22 protein-coding genes and 1 pseudogene are annotated in these 22,496 nt (G+C 61.4%); 8 read left to right on the forward strand and 15 right to left on the reverse strand.

The features are described from left to right. Positions 1-42: 42 nt before the first annotated feature. The 5 genes from IF199_RS01995 (at position 43) to IF199_RS02015 (ending at position 7,249) form a co-directional block, all read left to right on the forward strand. Positions 43-1,857: a glucan biosynthesis protein G gene (locus tag IF199_RS01995; RefSeq protein WP_096819956.1), complete on the forward strand. Its 1,815-nt coding sequence runs from the start codon at positions 43-45 to the stop codon at positions 1,855-1,857. Beyond that, a complete protein-coding gene (gene mdoH, locus IF199_RS02000; protein WP_096819939.1) occupies positions 1,850-4,420 on the forward strand; it encodes a glucans biosynthesis glucosyltransferase MdoH in 2,571 nt (856 codons plus the stop codon). The genes IF199_RS01995 and mdoH overlap by 8 nt, the downstream gene beginning before the upstream one ends. A gap of 208 nt (positions 4,421-4,628) precedes the next feature. Beyond that, positions 4,629-5,426: a transporter substrate-binding domain-containing protein gene (locus IF199_RS02005; RefSeq protein WP_085711037.1), complete on the forward strand. Its 798-nt coding sequence runs from the start codon at positions 4,629-4,631 to the stop codon at positions 5,424-5,426. Between the two features lie 136 nt (positions 5,427-5,562). Further along, positions 5,563-6,522, forward strand: a complete 960-nt coding sequence (locus tag IF199_RS02010; RefSeq protein WP_096819938.1) for an amino acid ABC transporter permease — start codon at positions 5,563-5,565, stop codon at positions 6,520-6,522. Further along, the gene (locus tag IF199_RS02015) at positions 6,515-7,249 is read left to right on the forward strand and encodes an amino acid ABC transporter ATP-binding protein (RefSeq protein WP_192559566.1); all 735 of its coding nucleotides are present in this window, start codon (positions 6,515-6,517) and stop codon (positions 7,247-7,249) included. Before IF199_RS02010 ends, IF199_RS02015 begins: the two co-directional genes overlap by 8 nt. A gap of 54 nt (positions 7,250-7,303) precedes the next feature. Here IF199_RS02015 and IF199_RS30530 read toward each other — a convergent pair whose 3' ends face one another. From IF199_RS30530 to ubiE, 11 genes and pseudogenes are all read right to left on the reverse strand, one after another. Further along, on the reverse strand, positions 7,304-8,176 hold the full coding sequence (locus tag IF199_RS30530) for a methyl-accepting chemotaxis protein (RefSeq protein WP_404822684.1): 873 nt from the start codon (positions 8,174-8,176) through the stop codon (positions 7,304-7,306). Further along, positions 8,159-9,220: pseudogene (locus IF199_RS30535) on the reverse strand (methyl-accepting chemotaxis protein); the annotation flags it as partial. The gene IF199_RS30530 and the pseudogene IF199_RS30535, both read right to left, overlap by 18 nt. Positions 9,221-9,326: 106 nt before the next feature. Continuing rightward, positions 9,327-10,034 (reverse strand): 16S rRNA (uracil(1498)-N(3))-methyltransferase, encoded by a 708-nt coding sequence (locus IF199_RS02025; RefSeq protein WP_085711040.1) that lies wholly within the window; start codon positions 10,032-10,034, stop codon positions 9,327-9,329. Then, positions 10,031-10,819, reverse strand: coding sequence for a twin-arginine translocase subunit TatC (tatC, locus tag IF199_RS02030; RefSeq protein ID WP_096819935.1), 789 nt, complete (start codon positions 10,817-10,819; stop codon positions 10,031-10,033). The genes IF199_RS02025 and tatC overlap by 4 nt, the downstream gene beginning before the upstream one ends. Then, complete coding sequence (tatB, locus tag IF199_RS02035; protein ID WP_192559568.1) at positions 10,816-11,268, reverse strand: Sec-independent protein translocase protein TatB; 453 nt, start codon at positions 11,266-11,268, stop codon at positions 10,816-10,818. Before tatB ends, tatC begins: the two co-directional genes overlap by 4 nt. A gap of 10 nt (positions 11,269-11,278) precedes the next feature. Then, on the reverse strand, positions 11,279-11,557 hold the full coding sequence (locus IF199_RS02040; protein WP_007952423.1) for a twin-arginine translocase TatA/TatE family subunit: 279 nt from the start codon (positions 11,555-11,557) through the stop codon (positions 11,279-11,281). A gap of 25 nt (positions 11,558-11,582) precedes the next feature. Then, complete coding sequence (locus IF199_RS02045) at positions 11,583-11,915, reverse strand: phosphoribosyl-ATP diphosphatase (RefSeq protein WP_007952422.1); 333 nt, start codon at positions 11,913-11,915, stop codon at positions 11,583-11,585. Further along, on the reverse strand, positions 11,908-12,309 hold the full coding sequence (gene hisI / locus IF199_RS02050) for a phosphoribosyl-AMP cyclohydrolase (RefSeq protein ID WP_007909357.1): 402 nt from the start codon (positions 12,307-12,309) through the stop codon (positions 11,908-11,910). Before hisI ends, IF199_RS02045 begins: the two co-directional genes overlap by 8 nt. An 80-nt stretch (positions 12,310-12,389) precedes the next feature. Then, complete coding sequence (gene ubiB / locus IF199_RS02055; protein ID WP_096819933.1) at positions 12,390-13,994, reverse strand: ubiquinone biosynthesis regulatory protein kinase UbiB; 1,605 nt, start codon at positions 13,992-13,994, stop codon at positions 12,390-12,392. Continuing rightward, entirely contained in the window at positions 13,991-14,614 is a 624-nt protein-coding gene (locus tag IF199_RS02060) for a ubiquinone biosynthesis accessory factor UbiJ (RefSeq protein WP_007952419.1), read from the reverse strand. The genes ubiB and IF199_RS02060 overlap by 4 nt, the downstream gene beginning before the upstream one ends. Next, positions 14,614-15,384, reverse strand: a complete 771-nt coding sequence (gene ubiE / locus IF199_RS02065; RefSeq protein ID WP_007952418.1) for a bifunctional demethylmenaquinone methyltransferase/2-methoxy-6-polyprenyl-1,4-benzoquinol methylase UbiE — start codon at positions 15,382-15,384, stop codon at positions 14,614-14,616. Before ubiE ends, IF199_RS02060 begins: the two co-directional genes overlap by 1 nt. A gap of 165 nt (positions 15,385-15,549) precedes the next feature. Between ubiE and IF199_RS02070 the strand changes: the two genes are divergently transcribed. From IF199_RS02070 to IF199_RS02080, 3 genes are all read left to right on the forward strand, one after another. After that, positions 15,550-15,825 (forward strand): polyhydroxyalkanoic acid system family protein, encoded by a 276-nt coding sequence (locus IF199_RS02070; RefSeq protein WP_085711042.1) that lies wholly within the window; start codon positions 15,550-15,552, stop codon positions 15,823-15,825. A gap of 161 nt (positions 15,826-15,986) precedes the next feature. Continuing rightward, the gene (locus IF199_RS02075; protein ID WP_096819932.1) at positions 15,987-16,409 is read left to right on the forward strand and encodes a phasin family protein; all 423 of its coding nucleotides are present in this window, start codon (positions 15,987-15,989) and stop codon (positions 16,407-16,409) included. Between the two features lie 10 nt (positions 16,410-16,419). Next, positions 16,420-17,247: a phasin family protein gene (locus IF199_RS02080; protein WP_192559569.1), complete on the forward strand. Its 828-nt coding sequence runs from the start codon at positions 16,420-16,422 to the stop codon at positions 17,245-17,247. Positions 17,248-17,305: 58 nt separating this feature from the next. Here the strand turns inward: IF199_RS02080 and IF199_RS02085 are convergent, their stop codons facing one another. The 4 genes from IF199_RS02085 to phaC (IF199_RS02100) form a co-directional block, all read right to left on the reverse strand. Next, entirely contained in the window at positions 17,306-17,926 is a 621-nt protein-coding gene (locus tag IF199_RS02085; protein ID WP_096819930.1) for a TetR/AcrR family transcriptional regulator, read from the reverse strand. 30 nt (positions 17,927-17,956) lie between these two features. After that, positions 17,957-19,639 (reverse strand): class II poly(R)-hydroxyalkanoic acid synthase, encoded by a 1,683-nt coding sequence (gene phaC / locus IF199_RS02090; RefSeq protein ID WP_096819929.1) that lies wholly within the window; start codon positions 19,637-19,639, stop codon positions 17,957-17,959. 150 nt (positions 19,640-19,789) lie between these two features. After that, the gene (gene phaZ / locus IF199_RS02095; RefSeq protein WP_085732561.1) at positions 19,790-20,644 is read right to left on the reverse strand and encodes a poly(3-hydroxyalkanoate) depolymerase; all 855 of its coding nucleotides are present in this window, start codon (positions 20,642-20,644) and stop codon (positions 19,790-19,792) included. 68 nt (positions 20,645-20,712) lie between these two features. After that, positions 20,713-22,392, reverse strand: coding sequence for a class II poly(R)-hydroxyalkanoic acid synthase (gene phaC / locus IF199_RS02100; protein ID WP_096819928.1), 1,680 nt, complete (start codon positions 22,390-22,392; stop codon positions 20,713-20,715). Positions 22,393-22,496 lie beyond the last annotated feature (104 nt).

Raw genomic sequence — 22,496 nt, forward strand, 5'->3', positions numbered from 1 at the left:
CTGGCCGTTGGTTTATTGATCTGTTTTCGGCGAGGGTTGCTCGTGATTGTTAGTCCCTGTAATGCAGCAAAATTGTCTGCCAAACGCTTGCGCAGCGCTCTGGTAGCGGGCTCGGCACTGCTGTGCCTGCTCAGCGCCGGCCAGCTTTGGGCATTCAATCTTGACGATGTGTCGGCCAAGGCTAAAGAACTGGCCGGGCAGAAATTCGAAGCCCCGCGCAGCAACCTGCCGAACGAATTCCGTGACATGAAATTCGCGGACTACCAGAAGATTCGTTTCCGCACCGAAAAAGCCGAATGGGCCGACCAGAAGACCCCGTTCAAGCTGTCCTTCTATCATCAGGGCATGCACTTCGATACGCCGGTGAAAATCAACGAAATCACCGCGAACACCGTCGAAGAGATCAAATACGATCCGAGCCGTTTCGATTTCGGCGATCTGCAGTTCGATCCAAAGGCCACCGAACAACTGGGCTATGCCGGTTTCCGTGTGCTGTACCCGATCAACAAGGCTGACAAGCAAGACGAAATCATGACCATGCTGGGCGCGAGCTACTTCCGCGTCGTCGGCAAGGGTCACACCTACGGTCTGTCGGCCCGTGGCCTGGCGATCGATACCGCTCTGCCGTCCGGCGAAGAATTCCCGCGTTTTCGCGAGTTCTGGATTCAGCAGCCGAAGCCGGGTGACAAGCACCTGGTGATCTTCGCCCTGCTCGATTCGCCGCGCGCCACCGGCGCCTACCGTCTGATCCTGCGTCCTGGCAGCGACACCATCGTCGACGTCAAAGGCCAGATGTACCTGCGTGACAAGGTTGGCAAGCTCGGCGTCGCGCCGCTGACCAGCATGTTCCTGTTCGGCGCCAACCAGCCGTCGAAAGTGCTCAACTACCGTCGTGAACTGCACGACTCCAGCGGTCTGTCGATCCATGCCGGCAACGGCGAGTGGATCTGGCGCCCGTTGAACAACCCTAAACACCTGGCTGTCAGCCAGTTCAGCGTCGAGAACCCGCGTGGTTTCGGTCTGCTGCAACGTGGCCGTGACTTCAGCCACTACGAAGACCTCGACGACCGCTACGACAAGCGTCCAAGCGCCTGGATCGAGCCGAAGGGCGACTGGGGCAAAGGCACCGTTGATCTGGTCGAGATCCCGACCGCCGACGAGACCAACGACAACATCGTTGCGTTCTGGAACCCGGAAAAACTGCCGGAGCCAGGCCAGCCGCTGGACTTCGCCTACCGCATGCACTGGACCATGGACGAAGCGGCGATTCACGCGCCGGACAGCGCCTGGGTCAAGCAGACCCTGCGTTCGACCGGTGACGTCAAGCAATCGAACCTGATCCGTCAGCCGGATGGCAGCGTGGCCTACCTGGTTGACTTCGAAGGCCCGTCGCTGTCGGCCCTGGCCCCGGATGCGGACGTTCGCAGCCAGGTCAGCGTCGGCGACAACGCCGAACTGGTCGAGAACAGCGTGCGCTACAACCCTGAAACCAAGGGCTGGCGCCTGACCCTGCGGATGAAGATCAAGGACGCGAGCAAGTCGACCGAGATGCGTGCCGCACTGGTGCAGAACATCGTCCCGGCCGATCTGGCCAAGACCTCGCTGCCGGCTTCCAATTCCTCGGTTGCCAAGGCCGACAAGGTCGCCGCCAAGCAACAGGAGAAAGCCGACAAGGAAGCCAAGGCCGCCGAAGCCAAACAGGCCGACGCCAAGCCAGCGACAGACGCCAAGGACAAGGCCAACAAAGACGCCAAGCAGCCAGCCGCTGCGGACGCGGCCCCAGCCACACCGGAATCGGCACCGACTGAAGAAGTCCTGACCGAGACCTGGAGCTATCAGTTGCCTGCCGATGAGTAACTCTCAAGTACAGCCAGAGACTCTGTCCGAGTACCTGGCGCATCTGCCGATGACCGACGAGCAGCGCGCGGAACTCGCGGGCTGCCAGTCCTTCAGCGAATTGCATGAACGCCTGTCGTCCTCGACGTTCGACGCGCCGACCGAAGCCGCCCAGGCTTCGGTGGGCAAGCGCCTGACCCTGAGCACCGCCGAAGAGCTGGAAGACGCGGAAATGCTGGGCGTGGACGCCAGCGGTCGAGTCCGTCTCAAGGCCACGCCACCGATTCGTCGGACCAAGGTCGTGCCGGAGCCGTGGCGCACCAATATCCTGGTGCGTGGCTGGCGCCGCCTGACCGGCCGGACCAATCCGCCGCAACCGCCGAAAGACGAAAACGTGCTGCCTGCTGCGCGCTGGCGCACCGTCGGTTCGATCCGTCGCTACATTCTGCTGATCCTGATGCTCGGTCAGACCATCGTCGCCGGCTGGTACATGAAAGGCATCATGCCGTACCAGGGCTGGTCGTTCGTCGATCTGGAAGAAGTCCTGCATCAACCGCTGCTGCAAACCGCCACGCAAGTGCTGCCGTATGCGCTGCAGACCAGCATCCTGATCATGTTCGGGATCCTGTTCTGCTGGGTATCGGCCGGTTTCTGGACCGCGCTGATGGGCTTCCTCGAATTGCTCACCGGTCACGATAAATACCGGATCTCCGGTAAAAGCGCTGGCAACGAGCCGATTCCGAAAGATGCGCGCACCGCACTGGTGATGCCGATCTGCAACGAAGACGTGCCTCGGGTGTTCGCCGGTCTGCGTGCGACGTTCGAGTCGGTGGCGGCCACGGGTGACCTGGATCGCTTCGACTTCTTCGTGCTCAGCGACAGTAACGACACCGATATCTGCGTTGCCGAACAGCAGGCCTGGCTGGACGTCTGCCGTGAAGCCAAGGGCTTCGGCAAGATCTTCTATCGCCGTCGTCGTCGTCGCGTCAAACGCAAGAGCGGCAACCTCGACGACTTCTGCCGTCGCTGGGGCGGTGACTACAAGTACATGGTCGTGCTCGACGCTGACTCGGTGATGAGCGGCGAGTGCCTGACCAGTCTGGTGCGCCTGATGGAGGCCACTCCGGACGCCGGTATCATCCAGACCGCGCCGCGTGCTTCGGGCATGGACACGCTGTATGCACGTATGCAGCAGTTCGCCACTCGCGTTTACGGTCCGCTGTTCACCGCCGGCCTGCACTTCTGGCAGCTGGGTGAATCCCACTACTGGGGTCACAACGCGATCATCCGCATGAAGCCGTTCATCGACCACTGCGCCCTGGCGCCGTTGCCGGGCAAAGGTGCGTTCTCCGGTGCGATCCTCTCTCACGACTTCGTTGAAGCTGCGCTGATGCGCCGTGCCGGCTGGGGCGTGTGGATTGCCTATGATCTGCCGGGCAGCTACGAAGAACTGCCGCCGAACCTGCTCGACGAACTCAAGCGTGACCGTCGCTGGTGCCACGGCAACCTGATGAACTTCCGCCTGTTCCTGGTAAAAGGCATGCACCCGGTGCACCGTGCGGTGTTCCTGACCGGCGTGATGTCTTACCTGTCGGCACCGTTGTGGTTCTTCTTCCTGGTGCTGTCCACCGCGCTGCTGGCGGTGAACACGCTGATGGAACCGCAGTATTTCATGGAGCCACGCCAGCTCTATCCGCTGTGGCCGCAATGGCATCCGGATAAAGCGGTCGCGCTGTTCTCGACGACCATCGTGCTGCTGTTCCTGCCGAAGCTGTTGAGCATCATCCTGATCTGGGCCAAAGGCGCGAAAGAGTTCGGCGGCAAGTTCAAAGTGACCCTGTCGATGCTGCTGGAGATGTTGTTCTCCATGCTGCTGGCGCCGGTGCGGATGATTTTCCACACCCGTTTCGTCCTCGCCGCGTTCCTCGGCTGGGCCGCGACCTGGAACTCGCCACAGCGTGACGACGACTCCACGCCATGGAGCGAAGCGGTCAAGCGCCACGGCCCGCAGACTCTGCTGGGCTTCTTCTGGGCACTGCTGGTGATCTGGCTGAACCCGAGCTTCCTGTGGTGGCTGGTGCCGATCGTCGGTTCGCTGATGCTGTCGATTCCGGTGTCGGTGATTTCCAGCCGCGTGGGTCTGGGCCTGAAGTCCCGTGACGAGAGCCTGTTCCTCATCCCCGAGGAATACAATCCGCCACAGGCGTTGCTGGCCACTGATCAGTACACCCACGAAAACCGCTGGCATGCGCTGAACGACGGCTTCGTCCGCGCCGTGGTCGATCCGCAGCAGAACGCCTTGGCATGCTCGCTGGCGACCTCGCGTCACGGTGAGGCCGAGCCGATCGAGTGGCTGCGTCAGGAACGTGTGCGTCACGCGATCAAGGTGGGCCCGGCCGGGCTGAACAACCATGATCGCCTGCAACTGCTGAGCGACCCGGTCGCCCTGGCGCGCCTGCACGAGCAGGTGTGGGCCGAAGGTCACGCCGAGTGGCTGGACGCCTGGCGGGCCTCGGTGAAAGCCGACCCCCATGCGCCGTTGCTGCCGCTCAAGCCTGTGAGCTTGCAGGCGCAACCGGCCTGATGAAGAACCCCGCGAAAGCGGGGTTTTTTTTTGTTCTCGATAAAGGAGCCCCTCGGCCCGGCCCTTGATTGTTAAACAAATCGTCCATTAAACCTTGTGCAAAAAATCGAGTGCGTTAGCATCCGTCCCCGAATTGGCGCACCCGGACAATCTTGTCCACCTCTGTCGGTTTTCGCGCCGCAAACGCAATGGTTTTGGGGACTTGAAGATGAAGAAGTATCTGTCGATGCTGCTGGTCGGCGTCACGGCACTGGTTGCAGTCAATGCGGCGCAGGCCGGCGCAATCGATGACGCGGTCAAGCGCGGCACCTTGAAAGTCGGCATGGACCCGACCTACATGCCGTTCGAAATGACCAACAAGCGCGGCGAGATCATCGGTTTCGAAGTCGACATCCTCAAAGCCATGTCCAAGGCCATGGGCGTCAAGCTGGAGCTGGTTTCGACTGGTTACGACGGCATCATCCCGGCGCTGATGACCGACAAGTTCGACATGATCGGCAGCGGCATGACCCTGACCCAGGAGCGCAACCTGCGCCTGAACTTCAGCGAACCGTTCATCGTGGTCGGCCAGACCCTGCTGATCCGCAAGGAACTGGAAGGCACCATCAAGTCCTATAAAGACCTGAACACCGCCGACTACCGCATCACCTCCAAGCTCGGTACCACCGGTGAAATGGTCGCCAAGAAGCTGATCGCCAAGGCCAAGTACCACGGCTACGACAACGAGCAGGAAGCCGTGCTCGACGTGGTCAACGGCAAGGCCGACGCCTTCATCTACGATGCGCCGTACAACGTGGTCGCGGTGAACAAGGTCGGCGCCGGCAAACTGGTGTTCCTCGACAAGCCGTTCACTTACGAGCCGCTGGCCTTCGGCCTGAAGAAGGGTGACTACGACAGCATCAACTTCATCAACAACTTCCTGCACCAGATCCACGAAGACGGCACCTACGATCGCATCCATGACAAGTGGTTCAAGAGCACCGAGTGGCTCAAGGACATGGAATAAGCGCTGGTCAGACTGACCGCGTCGCGCCCATCGCCAGCAGGCTGGCTCCCACATTGGAATGCGCTTCCCTGTGGGAGCGAGCCTGCTCGCGATAGCGGCCTCCCAGGCGACACAGAATTCGGAACCTGCAAATCCAATGAAACAGAAAAAAGCCCAATGGCCCTGGCACGTGCTGACCGTGCTGGTGCTGATCGGCCTGGCTGGCGCGCTGTATTACGCCACGTCGCTGATGTCCTACGAATGGCGCTGGAACCGCGTGCCGCAGTACTTCGCCTATCAGGCCGAGGAAACCCAGCGCGCCACCGACATTTCCACCGTCAGCGAACTGGTGCGCAAGGGCGGCAGCGCGCAAGTCACCCTGCGCAACGATGCCGGTGACGAGCAGCACCTGACCGTTGACGAAAACAGCCTGCAATTCGCCCAGGGCGACGATGTGGCTGAAGGCGACGTCGTGGGTGTTACCCGACATTGGGCGGCGGGGCCGCTGCTGTGGGGCCTGTGGACGACGCTTTGGCTGTCGGTGGTGTCCGGCGTGCTGGGGCTGCTGATCGGTCTGGCGACCGGGCTGTGCCGGCTGTCGAGCAACCCGACCCTGCGCGACCTGTCGACGATCTATGTCGAACTGGTGCGCGGCACGCCGCTGCTGGTGCAGATCTTCATTTTCTACTTCTTCATCGGCACGGTGATGAACCTGTCCCGGGAGTTCGCCGGGATCGCCGCGCTGTCGCTGTTCACCGGCGCCTACGTGGCGGAAATCATCCGTTCCGGCGTGCAGTCGATTGCCCGTGGCCAGAATGAAGCCGCCCGTTCGCTGGGTCTGAGCGCTGGCCAGTCGATGCGCCACGTAGTATTGCCGCAAGCCTTCAAGCGCGTGCTGCCACCGCTGGCCGGGCAGTTCATCAGTCTGGTGAAAGACACCTCGCTGGTGTCGGTGATCGCCATCACCGAGCTGCTGAAAAGCGGTCGTGAAGTGATCACCACCTCGTTTTCGCCGTTCGAAATCCTGTTCTGCGTTGCCGGCCTGTACCTGTTGATCAACCTGCCGCTGTCGAAAATTGCCAGCCGGCTTGAGCGGAGGCTCGCGCAAAGTGATTGAAGTCCGCGATCTGGTAAAAGTCTTCGACACCCGTGGGCAAGTGGTCCGGGCTGTGGATAACGTCACCACTTCCGTCGCCAAGGGCGAGGTGCTGGTGGTGATCGGTCCGTCCGGCTCCGGCAAGTCGACTTTCCTGCGTTGCCTCAATGGTCTTGAGGCATTCGATTCCGGCTCGGTGAGCATCGACGGCCTGCAACTGGCCGACCCGAAAACCGACGTCAACGCCTACCGCCGCGAAGTCGGCATGGTGTTCCAGCATTTCAACCTGTTCCCGCACATGACCGTGCTGGAAAACCTGTGCCTGGCGCAGAAAGTCGTGCGCAAGCGTGGCCAGAAGGAAAGCGAGGCCAAGGCCCTGGCGTTGCTGGAGAAGGTCGGGATTGCTCAGAAGGCCCGCGAATATCCTTCGCGCCTGTCCGGCGGTCAGCAGCAGCGCGTGGCGATTGCCCGGGCACTGGCGATGGATCCTAAGGTCATGCTGTTCGATGAGCCGACCTCGGCCCTCGATCCGGAAATGGTCGGTGAAGTGCTGGACGTGATGAAGAACCTGGCCGTGGAAGGCATGACCATGGTCTGCGTGACCCACGAAATGGGCTTTGCCCGGGAAGTGGCGGATCGGGTGCTGTTCTTCGATCACGGCAAACTGCTGGAAGACGCCTCGCCAGCGGAATTCTTCGATGCACCGAAGGATCCTCGGGCCCAGGCTTTCCTGCGCCAGGTTCTCTAAGCGCGGGGCAAAAAAAATCGCAGCCATTGGCTGCGATTTTTTTGTTTGCGCGGTTTAAACCTTGAAGCGTCCCACCAACGTTTGCAGGTGAGTACCCAGGCGCGCCAGCTCGACGCTGGAGGCCGCTGTCTCTTCACTCGCCGCCGACGTCTGGTCCGATACATCCCGCACGTTGAGCACGCTACGGTTGATCTCTTCGGCCACGGCACTCTGCTGCTCGGCCGCCGCTGCGATTTGCTGGTTCATCGCCTGAATCGCCGACACGGTGCGCGTGATGTTTTCCAGCGAGCCACCGGCACGACGGGTCAGTTCCACGCTGCTCTGGGTCAGCGTGCGGCTGTTGTCCATGATCGTCGCCACTTGCTGGGTGCCGTTCTGCAGGCCGACGATCAGCTCTTCGATTTCTTCGGTGGACTTCTGGGTGCGTTGCGCGAGGCTGCGCACTTCGTCAGCAACCACCGCGAAACCACGTCCGGCTTCACCGGCACGGGCCGCTTCGATGGCAGCGTTGAGGGCCAGCAGGTTGGTTTGCTGGGCCACGGACTTGATCACGTCGAGGACGCTGCCGATCTTGTCGCTTTCGCGCTTGAGCTCGCCCATGGCCTCGGTGGAGTGGCCGACTTCAGTGGCCAGGCGTTCGATCTGGGCGATGGCTTCGCCGACCACTTTGTCGCCTTCGCGGGCCTGTTGGTCAGCGGCGACGGCCGCTTCTGAAGCTTCCTCGGCGTTGCGCGCGACTTCCTGCACGGTGGCAGCCATTTCGTTCATGGCGGTGGCGACCTGATCGGTCTCGACTTTCTGATTGTTCACGCCGGCACTGGTCTGCTCGGTCACGGCCGACAGTTCTTCGGCGGCGCTGGCGATCTGAGTGACGCCGTCGCTGATCCCGCCGATCAATTCGCGCAGGCCTTGAGTCATGCTCTGCATCGAACGTTGCAACTGACCGAGTTCGTCACGGCGCAGGGACACCAGATTGTGGGTCAGGTCACCGGCGGCCACGCGCTCGGCGACTTTCAGGGTCTGCTCCAGCGGGATGATGATCTGCCGGGTGATCGCCCAGGCGGCGAGCAGGCCGAAGGCCACGGCCAGCAAGGTGGCGATCAGCAACTGGTTCTTGGCGCTGGCGGCATCGGTGTCACGCACAATGGTCTGGGAGTCGGTGAGCTTCTTGCTGATGTCCATCAACAGGTCGCCCTGGGCCGACATGCGGGCCAGTGCCTTGGCGCTGGCAACCTGCGAATCACGGAACTGGCTGACAGCGGCGCGATAGGCTTTCAGCGACTCGGTAGCCTGTTGCAGATTGGCGATGTGCTGTTCCGGCAATTTGGCCGGCAGGGTCTCGAGGTTTTTCAGGGCGTTGTCGATGGCGTCGAGGGCCGGTTGTTCGGCCTCGGCCTTGGCGCTGTAGGTGTAGCCGCGCACCTGGAAGCGGGCCTGCTGGATCAGCTTGCTGAGGTCGATCACCGCGTTGAACTGGGCAACGCTGTCGCCTTGCAGCATGGATTTCTCGACTTCGGCAACCTTGGCCACGGCATTGTCGGCGGTGGCGCCGAGTTTGCTGCGGGCGTCTTCGCGCAGGGCGGTGGCCTGGGTCATGTCGGCGAAGGCGCGTTTGTATTCGGCAACGGCGGCCAGTTGCTGATCGACCATCGCCGCGTCGGCTGACTGTTCGATCAGGCTGCGGGCGGTTTGCAGGCCGCTGTCGAGTTTGCCGAGCAGGTCGTTGACTGTGCCCGGGCCTTGTTCGCCACGGCGCATTTCGTAGTCCAGACGCGCCAGGCGCAGGTCCTTGGTCAGCTCGTTGAGGCTCGAGATGAAACCGAGTTTGTCACCGCGGCTGATGATGCCGCTCATGCCGGTCCAGCCGGTGAAGGTGATCAACAGGGTCAGCAGCAGCACCAGGCCGAAACCGATGCCCAGCTTGCGTTTGACGCTGACGTTTCCAAGATTCTCGGCTAACCAACGGTACATGCGACGACTCCCCTCGGACCACTAATTGGACTTATGGAGACTGTATCGGCTGGATGATGGCAATCTGTAACGCAATTTGTCTGGCGCCAAATGGCGCCAGAGCGCTTCAGAACAGGCGGGCGAGCAGGGCAGTGACGGCGGTTTCGACGCGCAGGATGCGATCGCCGAGTTGCACCGGTTGCAGGCCGGATTTGCCCAGCAGGTCGATCTCGTAGGGAATCCAGCCACCCTCGGGGCCGATGGCCAGGGTCACCGGTTCGCTCAGGGCGCGCGGGCAGGGCGGGAAGTTGCCCGGATGGCCGACCAGGCCGAGGGTGCCGTCGGTGATGGCCGGCAGACGATCTTCGACAAACGGCTTGAAGCGCTTCTCGATGATGATTTCCGGCAGCACGGTATCGCGGGCCTGTTCGAGGCCGAGGATCAGATTCTCGCGAATCGCTTCCGGCTCCAGAAACGGCGTTTGCCAGAAGCTCTTCTCGACGCGATAGCTGTTGACCAGAATCACCTTTGACACACCCATGGTCGCCACGGTCTGGAACACCCGACGCAGCATCTTCGGGCGTGGCAGGGCGAGTACCAGGGTCAGCGGCAGCTTGGCCGGCGGTGGCTGATCGAGGGTGACCCGCAGTTCGGCTTCGCCCGCTTCCAGACGCAGCAGCTCGGCCGAACCCATCAACCCGTTGATGCGCCCGACCCGCAGGCTGTCGCCGACTTCCGAGCGGTGGACTTCCTGCATGTGGGTCAGGCGTCGATCACGCAGCACGACGCGGTCGGCCGCAATGAAATCGGCCTCTTCGAGCAGCAGCAGGTTCATGGCTGCGTCGCTGGCGGCTGGTCGTTGTGGTCGTCGGCGGTTTCTTCCGGGCGTTCGCGCTTGCTGACCAGGCTGCCGAACAGGATGCCGACTTCGAACAGCATCCACATCGGCACGGCCAGCAGAGTCTGGGAGAAGATGTCCGGCGGGGTCAGGATCATGCCGACCACGAAGCAGCCGATGATCACGTACGGGCGGATCTTCTTCAGGTATTTGACGTCGACCACGCCGATCCACACCAGCAGCACCACGGCCACCGGGATTTCGAACGCCACGCCGAAGGCAAAGAACAGCGTCATGACGAAATCGAGGTAACTGGTGATGTCGGTCATCATTTCCACGCCGGCCGGGGTGGCCGAGGCGAAGAACTTGAAGATCAGCGGGAACACGAAGTAATAGGCGAATGCCATACCGGTGTAGAACAGCAGGATGCTGGAGATCAGCAACGGCACCGCGACACGTTTCTCGTGCTTGTACAGGCCCGGCGCGATGAAGCCCCAGATCTGGTGCAGGATCACCGGGATCGCCAGGAACAGCGACACCATCATCGTCAGCTTCAGTGGCGTCAGGAACGGCGACGACACGTCGGTGGCGATCATCGTCGCGCCGGCCGGCAAGTAACTGCGCAGCGGCGTCGAGACGAAGGTGTAGATCTGCTGGGTGAAGGCGAACAGCCCGGCGAAGATGATGAAGATCGCCGCGACGCAACGCAGCAGGCGGGTGCGCAACTCGGTGAGGTGCGAAACCAGCGGCATGTGCTGGTCGTTTTCGGGGAGATCGCTCATGGGGCTCGCGGCGGCAATGTTGGGTCGTGAGGGGCCGGCGTGGTTGGCGCGGCGGCTGGAGCAACAGGTTCAATCGGCTTCATGATCGGCGCCGCTTCAGCGGCGGCGGCAGAAACGTGCTCGACGCTTGCCGGTTGTTCCGCAACGGGAGCCACTGGCGTTTGCTCTGCAACCGGCGGCACCGGTGTCGGCTCCTGCTGAGCCGGAGGCGTGAAAATCTTCCGCGCCTCCTGCTCCAGCGACAGAATGTGTTCGTTGTGCAGTTGCCGACGGATTTCGTCGGCACCGATTTCACGTTCAACTTCCTGTTTGATCGCGTTGAAGCTGCGCTTCAGCCGTCCGACCCACAGGCCAGCGGTGCGTGCAGCGCCCGGCAAACGCTCGGGGCCCAGCACCAGCAGGGCAACGAGGCCGACGAGCAGCAGTTCAGAGAAGCTGATACCAAACATTAGTCAGTGCTCACACGTCTTTGCGGATCGGCTCTTCGACTTTTTGCGCCTGCACGTCGATGGTGTGCGGCGGGTTGGCCTGAGCGGTGGCTTGCGGCTGAACCGGTGGCACCGGTTGTGCAGGCGTGACGGTCGGATCGGCCGGTTTTTCGTCGTCGTTCATGGCTTTGCGAAAGCCCTTGATCGACTCGCCGACGTCGGTGCCGAGGTTTTTCAGTTTCTTGGTGCCGAACACCAGCACCACGACAACCAGAATGACGATCCAGTGTTTCCAGTCAAAAATGCCCATCTTGCTGTTCCTCTCTAATAGTTGTTCAGGCGGACGGACGCGAGGCTTTCTCGACGTGTCCGGACAGACCGAAGCGACGATCCAGCTCGTCGAGTACAGCCTGCGGATGCTGCCCCAGTTGGGCGAGCATGACCATGCTGTGAAACCACAGGTCGGCGGTCTCGTAGATCACGTCGCTGCAGTCGCCACTGACGGCGGCGTCCTTGGCGGCAATGATCGTTTCGACCGATTCTTCGCCGACCTTTTCCAGAATCTTGTTCAAGCCCTTGTGATACAGACTGGCCACATACGAGCTGTCGGCAGCAGCGCCCTTGCGCTCTTCAAGCACCTGAGCGAGGCGGGTCAGGGTGTCACTCATGTTTGTGTCCTGCGGAATAAATAGCGTGCGGGTCTTTCAAGACCGGGTCGACCGTTTTCCAGTCGCCGTTTTCGAAGACGCGGTAGAAGCAGCTCTGACGGCCGGTATGGCAAGCGATGTCGCCAATCTGTTCGACCATCAGGATGATCACGTCGGCGTCGCAGTCCAGGCGCATTTCATGCAGGGTCTGCACATGGCCGGACTCTTCGCCCTTGCGCCACAGCTTGCCACGGGAACGTGACCAGTAGATTGCACGGTTTTCCGCGGCGGTCAGCTCCAGGGCTTCGCGGTTCATCCAGGCCATCATCAGCACGCGTCCGGTCTTGTGATCCTGGGCAATCGCCGGCACCAGGCCATCGGCGTCCCACTTGATCTCGTCCAGCCAGTTTTTCATCTTCGACTCCGACAGCGAACCCACACTTCAATAGTCGGGTTCAGGCGTTGAAACAGTGTGCCAGCCGATCACGGAACTGGCTATCGGCGAACGACCAGATACAAGCCGACTGCCACCATGATTCCGGCGGGCCAATGCCCCAGTTCGTGCAACGGGCCGCCGGCGGCGAGGATCGTGCCGCCCGCCAGATGCGCGCTGCCGAGCAGGCGCAGGAACCAGTCGTCCTTGCGTTTGTGCCATGGTGGCGGCGGGTCGTTGGCGTGGGGCTGGGACATGCGTTCGAGCAGGTCGCGGGCCATGTTGGCCAGGTGCGGCAGCTGTTCGAACTGGCTCTGGACGTTGCCGATCAAGGCTTTCGGGCTGACGCGCTCGCGCATCCAGCGTTCGAGGAACGGCTGCGCGGTGTTCCACAGATCCAGGTCCGGGTACAGCTGGCGGCCCAGACCTTCGATGTTCAGCAAGGTCTTTTGCAGCAATACGAGCTGTGGCTGCACTTCCATGTTGAAGCGGCGTGCGGTCTGGAACAGGCGCATCAGCACCTGGCCAAATGAAATATCTTTTAACGGTTTTTCGAAGATTGGCTCGCACACGGTACGGATCGCCGCTTCGAATTCGTTGAGCTTGGTTTCCGCCGGCACCCAGCCCGAATCGATGTGCAATTGCGCCACGCGGCGGTAGTCGCGCTTGAAGAAGGCGAACAGGTTGCGCGCCAGATAATCCTGGTCTTCCGGGGTCAGGCTGCCGACGATGCCGCAGTCGATCGCGATGTACTGCGGGCTCCACGGGTTGACGGTGCTGACGAAGATGTTGCCCGGGTGCATATCGGCGTGGAAGAAACTGTCGCGGAACACCTGGGTGAAGAAGATCTCTACGCCACGCTCGGCAAGCATTTTCATGTCGGTGCGCTGGTCGGCGAGGGTCGCCAGGTCCGTCACCTGAATCCCGTAGATACGCTCCATCACCAGCACTTTCGGCCGGCACCAGTCCCAATAGACTTGTGGCACATACAGCAGCGGCGAGCCTTCGAAGTTGCGCTTCAACTGGCTGGCGTTGGCCGCCTCGCGCAACAGGTCGAGTTCGTCGTAGATGGTTTTTTCGTAGTCGCTGACTACTTCCACCGGGTGCAGCAGACGGGCGTCGGCGGAGACCTTTTCGGCCGCGCGGGCGAGGATGAACAGCCACGCCAGATCCTGCGCGATGATCGGCTTCAGGCCCGGGCGGATCACCTTGACCACCACTTCTTCGCCGGTTTTCAACTGCGCGGCATGCACCTGCGCGACCGAGGCCGAGGCCAGTGGCTCGACGTCGAAGCGGCTGAACACTTCGCTGATCTTCTTGCCTAGCTGTTCTTCGATGAGCTTGACCGACAGCTGCGAATCGAACGGCGGCACGCGGTCCTGCAACAGCATCAGCTCATCGGCGATGTCTTCCGGCAGCAGGTCGCGGCGGGTCGAGAGGATCTGCCCGAACTTGATGAAGATCGGCCCCAGGTCCTGCAAGGCCAGGCGCAGGCGTGCGCCACGGCTCAGGTCCAGCGGCTTGCGCGGGAACCAGCGCCACGGCAAGGCGTAGCGGAGCGCCAGCAGGAACCACGGCAATGGCAGATCGAACAGCAGGTCATCGAGGCGGTAGCGGATCACGACGCGCTGGATGCGCAACAGACGGCGGACGGCGAGCAGCTTCATGCGTTATCGCTTGGGTCGAGGGATCGGGAAAGGCGCTCGAAGCGCGCCTCGAGACGTTCCAGATCGAGTTTGATCCGGTCCAGTTCGCTGAAACGGGCTTCGGCTTCGCGTTGCCCGACGAGGGTGCGCGATTCTTCGGCCAGGTATTCGGCGAGGTTCTGGTTGAGGCTGGCAAATCCTTGTTGATACCAGCGGGCGCGGCTGCGCAGGTGACCGCCGACCAGTTGCGTGGCGACCGGTCCCAGCCAGCGCGAGAGTTCGTACTCCCAGTCCAGCTCAAGGTCCTGCAGCACGCCCGCCAGTTCCAGCAGCACGCCGCTGTCGCCGTCGAGTTCGACTTCCGGTGCGTGCAGCACCGCCGTCTTGTCCTTGCTCAGGGCCAGTTTCACCAGGCTCGAGGCCGGGGCGCGCAAAGTGCAGTCGACGCCGGTTTCCCAGTGGGACGCCAGCATCAGGCCTTCGTCGCTCGGCAGGATGAACAGTTGCAGCGCCGGGCTGCGGCAATCCACGGCAATCACTTTGCCGGTCAGATGCGCCAGTCGCGGCAGCGCCGTGCTGTCGAGACGCAGCACACGGTTCAGGCCGAGTTCGACGCTGGCCAGCAGCCCGGTCAGCAGCATCAGGGTTTGATGCCGCGGTGCAGGGCAACGATGCCTGCGGTCATGTTGTGATAGGTCACACGGTCGAAACCGGCGTCGACCATCATCGACTTCAGGGTTTCCTGATTCGGGTGCATGCGGATCGACTCGGCCAGATAGCGATAGCTTTCCGAGTCGTTGGTGATCAGCTTGCCCATCAGCGGCATGAAGGCGAACGAGTAGGCATCGTAGGCCTTGGACATCAGCGCGTTGGTCGGCTTGGAGAACTCCAGCACCAGCAGGCGGCCGCCAGGCTTGAGTACGCGCAGCATGGAGCGCAGGGCGTCTTCCTTGTGCGTCACGTTGCGCAGGCCGAAGGCGATGGTCACGCAGTCGAAATGGTTGTCCGGGAACGGCAGTTTTTCAGCGTCCGCCTGGACGAATTCGACGTTGCCCGACACGCCGACATCCAGCAGGCGGTCACGACCGACCTTGAGCATGGATTCGTTGATGTCCGCGAGAACCACCTGACCGGTCGGGCCGACCAGGTGCGAGAATTTCTTGGTCAGGTCGCCCGTGCCGCCGGCGATGTCCAGTACGCGGTTGCCTGCGCGCACGCCCGACAATTCGATTGCGAAGCGCTTCCACAGACGGTGCATGCCGCCCGACAGAAGGTCGTTCATCAGGTCGTACTTGGCGGCTACGGAGTGGAACACCTCAGCGACTTTTTCCGCTTTCTGGCTTTCCGGAACGTTTTTGAAGCCGAAGTGAGTGGTGGGTTCGGCATCGCTGCCTTTGCGCTGATCAGTCATATCGCTGTCACCAAAAGAGAATGCGCGACATTCTAATCCCCAAGCCATGCTTTGTCTTGGAATGGCTAAAGGTAAGATGGGCAACCTTCGGGACGATTTGCCGCAGTGGCGGTCAAGATTCGTTGCAGGCATTCATAGCCCCATTCAAAAAGCAGGAGTCATTCAATGGCCCATATCAGTGTTGAGCGTGCCCACAGCCTGGGCAAGGAAGTTGCCCGCGAGAAAGCCGACAAGCTGGCGCAGAAACTGTCCGATCAGTATGGCCTCGAGCCGCAGTGGGCGGGTGACACCCTGAACCTCAAGCGTTCGGGCGTGAAAGGCGCGGTGCATGTGGCCGAGGATTCGATCCGCGTCGACGTGGAACTGGGCCTGATGATGTCGGCCATGAGCGGCATGATCAAAGCCGAGATCGAGAAGGCGCTGGACAAGGCGCTGGTCTGAACAGAACAGAGGGGGAGCTTCGGGCTCCTCTTTTTCTTTGTGGTGCACCTGCCTTTTATGTCAGTTGTTAGGGTGCCGTTTCTAATTTTTCTCCCTACTTTGTGCCTGAGCCCGACACACGTCCGGGCAGTTCCTCAAACCTTCTGCGCGTGAGGTGCACCATGGCCAAAGTTATTTTGAAGAAAAAAATCGACGCCTCGACTTCTGCTCTGAGCGACGTCAAATCCTATGCCCGCAAGATCTGGCTGGCAGGCCTGGGTGCCTACACCAAGGTCGGTCAGGAGGGCAGCGAGTACTTTCAGGAGTTGATCAAGGCTGGTCAAACTGTTGAAAAGAAAGGCAAAAAAGTCGTCACCGAAAAACTCGAAGCGGCCAATGCCGAGATCGACGAAGCCAAGAGCGAAGTCAGCTCTTTCAAAGGTCGCGTCGAAGTTCAGCTCGACAAGGTCGAGAAGGCGTTCGACACGCGTGTCGCCAGTGCCTTGAATCGTATCGGCATTCCGTCTAAACATGACGTTGAGGCACTCTCTGCTAAGCTCGATGAGCTGACGGCATTGCTCGAACGCGTCGCGCGTAAATCTTAAGGAGAACGGGATGGCTGGTAAAAAGAACACCGATAAAGAAGGCAGCTCGTGGATCGGGAAAGTCGAAGACTACTCCCGCAAGATCTGGCTGGCTGGTTTAGGCGTGTACTCGAAGATCGACACTGACGGCAGCAAGCTCTTCGATACATTGGTCAAAGACGGCGAGAAAGCCGAGAAGCTCACCAAGGCTGCAGTCGGCAAGACAGTCGATGCTGCCAAGGACTCTGCAAACTCGGCCAAATCGCGCATCAGCGGCGTGAAAGATCGCGCGCTGGGCACGTGGGATCAACTGGAAGGGGCTTTCGACAAGCGCCTGAACAGTGCGATTTCGCGCCTGGGCGTACCGAGCCGCAACGAGGTGAAGGATCTGCACAAGAAGGTCGATACCCTGACCAAGCAGATCGAAAAACTCACCGGTCTGAAAACTCAGCCTGTGGCGGCCAAAACCGCAGCAGCCAAACCGGCGGCAAAACCTGCTGCCAAACCATTGGCCAAGGCTGCTGCTAAACCTGCCGCCAAGCCAGCGGCCAAAACCGCAGCCGCCAAGCCAGCAGCGAAAGCCGCGGCCAAACCGGTTGCCGCCAAGGCCGCCGCGAAACCTGCAGCTAAACCAGCGGCCAAGCCAGCAGCGAAAACCGCTGCCGCCAAACCCGCTGCCAAACCGGCTGCGGCGAAAAAACCAGCAGTGAAAAAACCGGCCGCGCCGAAAGCCGCTGCGCCGAAACCGGTGACCACACCGGCAGCACTGGCAAGCACGTCGAACTCCGCCTCGGCTCCAACCCCGGCGCCTGCTCCGACTGTTGCATCGACCCCGTCGACGCCGACCAGTCAGTCCTGATTTTCAGGGCTCAAGAAAACGCCCGGCCTGTGAAGGTCGGGCGTTTTTGTTTGGGCGGTCACTCGTGATCTTCGAGGTACTGCAGCGCCATCCGCTCCGTCGCCACCTTCACCGGCGGCAACAGGTGCGGTGCCACCAGCATCATGATCTGGTACACCACCAGCCTCACTTCCCCCTCGCGATCGAGAATCCGCTGATAGTCCAGCGAGAACAGCAAGGTCATGGTGATCTGCTCCACCAGTTGCCCCAGCGCCTGGGTATCACTGACCAACTGCCCGGACGCCTTCAAGCGCGCCAGCAATGACGCCAGCGTGCGCTTCAGGACGTTGAGAAAGTTGCGAATGCCCTTGGCCAGTTTCGGCAGCCGTCCGGCCAGGTTCGACAGGTCCTGGAACAGGAACCGGTACTGCGCCAGCCGCTCGACGATCAAGTGCAGGAACAGCCAGTAATCCCCCGGCGCCAGCTCTACATCCGCGGGCGGGTCGAGCAGCGGCGCCAGTTCGTTCTGGAAGCGCTCGAACAACCCGAGGATCAGCGGCTCCTTGCCGTGAAAGTGGTAGTAGAGGTTGCCGGGGCTGATCCCCATTTCATTGGCAACCTCCATGGTGGAGACGTTCGGCTCGCCCTTTTCGTTGAACAACTGCAGGGCACATTCGAGGATCCGTTCGCTTGTTTTCATCCAGTCTTCTTAAAGGGCGTTTGGGGCTGGTCAGCGCACACGCACGTAAGTGCCGGGCGCCGCCTCCATCGGTGGATAGTTCGCGTTGCCAAGGGCCATCTGGGTTTCGCGCAGGGTGCCGGAGCGCTGCTGAACCCATTCCAGCCACTGCGGCCACCAGCTGCCGTCGACTTTTTTCGCGTCGTAGTACCAGGCACGCGGGTCGCTGCTCATCTTGCCGTTTTCGACGTAGTTGGCCTTGGGGTTGCTCGGCGGGTTGAGAATGCTCTGCACATGGCCGCTGTTGGACAGCACGAAGCGCCGCTCGCCACCGAGCAGCAAGGTCGAGCGATACACCGCGTCCCATGGCGTGATGTGGTCGTTCATGCCGGCCACGCTGAAACTGTCGACCGTGACTTTCTGCAGGTCGATCGGCGTGCCGCAGACTTCCAGGCCGCCCGAATGAATCAGCGGGTTGTGCTTGAAGAAATCCAGCAGATCGCCATGAAACGCGGCGGGCAGACGGGTGCTGTCGTTGTTCCAGTAGAGGATGTCGAACGCCGGCGGCTCCTTGCCCAGCAGGTAGTTGTTGACGAAATAGCTCCAGATCAGATCGTTGGGACGCATCCAGGCAAACACCTTGGCCATGTCGCGACCGTCCAGCACGCCTTTCTGGTAGGAGCGGCGTTTGGCCGCTTCGAGGGTCTGTTCATCGGCGAACAGTGTGGCCGGAGAGTCGATCTGGCTGTCGAGCAGGCTCACCAGATAGGTCGCGCTGGAGACCCGGCGCAACTGCCGCTTGGCCTGCAAGTGCCCTTGCAGTGCGGCGATGGTCAGCCCGCCGGCGCAGGCGCCCATCAGGTTGACTTCGCGGGCGCCGGTGATCGCCCGGCAGATGTTCATGGCTTCTTCCACGGCTTCGACGTAGGTCGACAGGCCCCATTCGCGATGGCGCACGTCCGGGTTGCGCCAGCTGATCATGAAGGTCTGCAAGCCGTTCTTCAGGGCGTACTGGACGAAGCTGTTGTTCGGGCTCAGGTCGAAAATGTAGTACTTGTTGATTTGCGGCGGCACCACCAGCAGCGGTTTTGAATACTGCTTTTCGCTCATTGGCTTGTACTGGATCAGCTCAAGCATTTCGTTGCGAAACACCACTGAGCCGGTGGTGGTGGCGACGGTCTTGCCGACTTCGAAAGCCTGCTTGGTCACCTGGCGCGGCAGGCCGTCGTTGTGCAGCAGGTCATCGAACAGATGGCTCAGCCCACGCACCAGGCTGTGGCCGCCGGAGTTGAACAGCTCCTTGACCGCCAGCGGATTGAGCAGCGTGTTGGAGGGCGCGACGGCGTCGTTGATCAGGGAAAAAGCGAAGTGCGCACGGGCGCGATCGTCATCGCTCATGCTGCTGTCGTCGATCCAGCTCTTGACCTGTTTCTGCCAGCTCAGATAAGCCTGCAGGCTCCGGCGGTAGAACGGGTTGAGGCTCCAGGCCGGGTCGGCGAAGCGGCTGTCATTGGGGTTGGTCGGGTGCAGGGTTTCGCCGAGCAGCACGCGTCCGAGCGCGCCACCGAGTTTCAACGCGTGCCTCGCGCTGTGAATCGGGTTGCGCAGGCCGTGGGCGGCTACGCTGCGCAACGTCGAAATCAGGTCGCGGCCACGCAGGCCGGTCATTGCACTTTGTGCATTGATGAAAACGGCAGGACTGGGCACTACGCCCGTCGCTGGTTTGTCGCGCATGACTCAACACTCCTTCGTCTTCAGGTCAAAAACAAACACACCGAACCAGAACACCATAGACGCTGTTGCGGGTTGTTGCCTGCGCGGCGTCCTGCCACGCACTTTGAAAAGGCTCTGCAAGGAGCTGTCCAGAAAACCGGACCGGGCCGGTTATCCGCCCAGCGGTGTCGGGTGGGGGTGCATCACCGCACGAAGACGTTCCTCCTGGAGGAACTTCATGATGATCGGCGCCACGGCTTCGGCCCGGGTGATCAGGAACAGATGACCGTCATCGATGATGTGCAACTGGGCGTTGGGAATCCGCCAGGCCAGCATGCGCATGTTGATCAGCGGGATCAGCGGATCGTCGTCACCGGCCAGCACCAGGGTCGGCTGATGGATCTTGTGCAGCCAGTGAATGCTGGTCCAGCCAAGGCCCGCGAACAGTTGCCAGTAGTAGCCGAGCTTGCCCGCCGAACGCACCTTGGCCGCATGGCTGGCGGCGAGTGTCGGGTCGCGGCGGAACGAGCCGCCGTAGATCATCGGGGCGATGCGGATCACATGGGACGGCTGGATGTAGCGCCGTGGACTGGCCATCATCCACAGCACCTTCGGCTTGCCCGGCACCATCACCGCGCCCGCCGCTGTCGCTGCCAGTACCAGCTTCTTGCAGCGCTCGGGATAGTCATAGGCGAACTGTTGCGCCAGCGCGCCACCCCAGGACACGCCGATCACATTGACCTGTCCGTAGTCGAGGTAGTCGAGCATCCGTGCAGTGAGCTTCGCCAGTCCCGGAAAGCGATACGGCCGTCTCGGCGTCGAAGAGCCACCGACACCGGGCACGTCGAAGGCGATCACTTCCAGGTCCGGATCCAGCGCCGCGACAAAAGGAAACACCAGCTCCAGGTTGGCGCCGATGCCGTTGAAAATCAGCAAGGGCGTCAAGTGAGGCTTGCCGGGGCGAACCGCCGTGCGGATGGTCTGGCCATCCAGCTCGACAGTACGAAAGATGAACGGTTGCGGCATGCTTCAAGGCCCTGTGGGTCGCAATCTCAGTGTTCACCTCACTCCCCGGAGGGAGTGAGGTGTATCGGTTACCGCTCGTGTACGTAAGTGCCCGGCGATGCTTCGCCTGCCGGATACGCTTTGTTGCCCAGTTTCGTCGGTGCCTTTTTCAGCTCGCCCGAACGCGCCGCTTGCCACGCCTGCCAGTGCAGCCACCAGGAGTCGGCATGCTTGGTCGAGTTTTCCTGCCAGTCATCGGCATTGGCGGTCATTTCGTCGCTGGTCATGTAGCGCGATTTCGGGTTGCCCGGCGGGTTCAGAATGCTCTGGATATGCCCGCTGCTCGACAGCACGAATTCCACCTTGCCGCCAAACAGCTGCGCCGACTTGTAGCAGGACTTCCACGGGGTGATGTGGTCGTTGGTGCCGGCCAGCGAGAAGATGTCGGCGGTCACCTGCTTGAGGTCGATCGGCGTGCCGCACACTTCCAGTGCATCGGGGCGGATCAGTGGGTTGTTTTTGAACATCTCGATCAGGTCGCCGTGGAACGCCGCCGGCAACCGGGTGGTGTCGTTGTTCCAGAACAGGATGTCGAACACCGGCGGCTCGTTGCCGAGCAGGTAGTTGTTGACCCAGTAGTTCCAGATCAGATCGTTGGGGCGCATCCAGGCGAAGACCTTGGCCATGTCTTTGCCTTCGAGCACGCCGGCCTGATACGAATGACGCTTGGCCATTTCCAGGGTCTGCTCGTCGACAAACAGCGCGACGTCGCTGTCCAGGGTGGTGTCGAGCACGCTGACCAGCAGGGTCAGGGCATTGACCTTGTTTTCGCCAGTGGCGGCATAGTGGCCGAGCAGGGCGGTGCACGTGATGCCGCCAGAGCAGGCGCCGAGCATGTTGACGTCCTTGCTGCCGGTGATCGCGGTGACCACGTCGACCGCTTCCTTCAGGGCTTCGATGTAGGTCGAAAGGCCCCACTCGCGCTGTTCCTTGGTCGGGTTGCGCCAGCTGACGATGAAGGTCTGCACATTGTTGCGCAGGCAGAAGCGCGCCAGGCTCTTGTCCGGGCTCAGGTCGAATACATAGAACTTGTTGATCTGCGGCGGTACGACCAGCAGCGGGCGCTCGTGCACCTGCTCGGTGATCGGCTTGTACTGGATCAGCTCCAGCACGTCGTTGCGAAACACTACCGCGCCTTCGGTCACGCCCAGGGTCTTGCCGACCTCGAACGCGCCCATGTTGACCTGGCTCGGCATGCCGCCGTTGTGTACCAGATCCTTGGCCAGATGCGAGAGGCCATCGAGCAGGCTCTTGCCGCCGGTCTCGAAGAAACGTTTGACCGCCGCCGGGTTGGCCGCCGTGTTGGTCGGCGCCATGGCTTCGGTCATCAGGTTGATCACGAAGTGCCCGCGCGCAATGTCCTTGGGCGAGAGGCTGCTGTCGTCGATCCAGGCATGGAGTTCCTTGCGCCACGCCAGATAGGTTTGCAGGTAACGCTTGTACAGCGGGTTCTGACTCCACGCCGGATCGGCAAAGCGACGGTCATCGCCAGCCGGTTGCAGTTCTGATTTGCCGAACAGCACGTTCTTCAATTCGAGGCCGAAATGAGTGACGTGTTTGACACTATGGATCGGTTGTTTGATGGCCTGGGTCAGCACCATTCGAGCAGAGGCCAGCAGATCCTTTCCGCGAAGCCCAACGACAGGATTCAGCCCCAGGGTGTTTTCCGAGGCTTGGTACTTCAAATCATCGTTATTCTTGTTACTCATCTACGACGCTCCATTGTCCTGAGACGAGTACCCGGTTTTCTGCTGTGCAGTTCCACAGCCAATGCCAGGTACTACTGCTCGGGTGACCGTTGATTCTGCATAGC

The organism is Pseudomonas allokribbensis (assembly GCF_014863605.1).
GTDB classification, from domain to species: Bacteria; Pseudomonadota; Gammaproteobacteria; order Pseudomonadales; family Pseudomonadaceae; genus Aquipseudomonas; species Aquipseudomonas allokribbensis.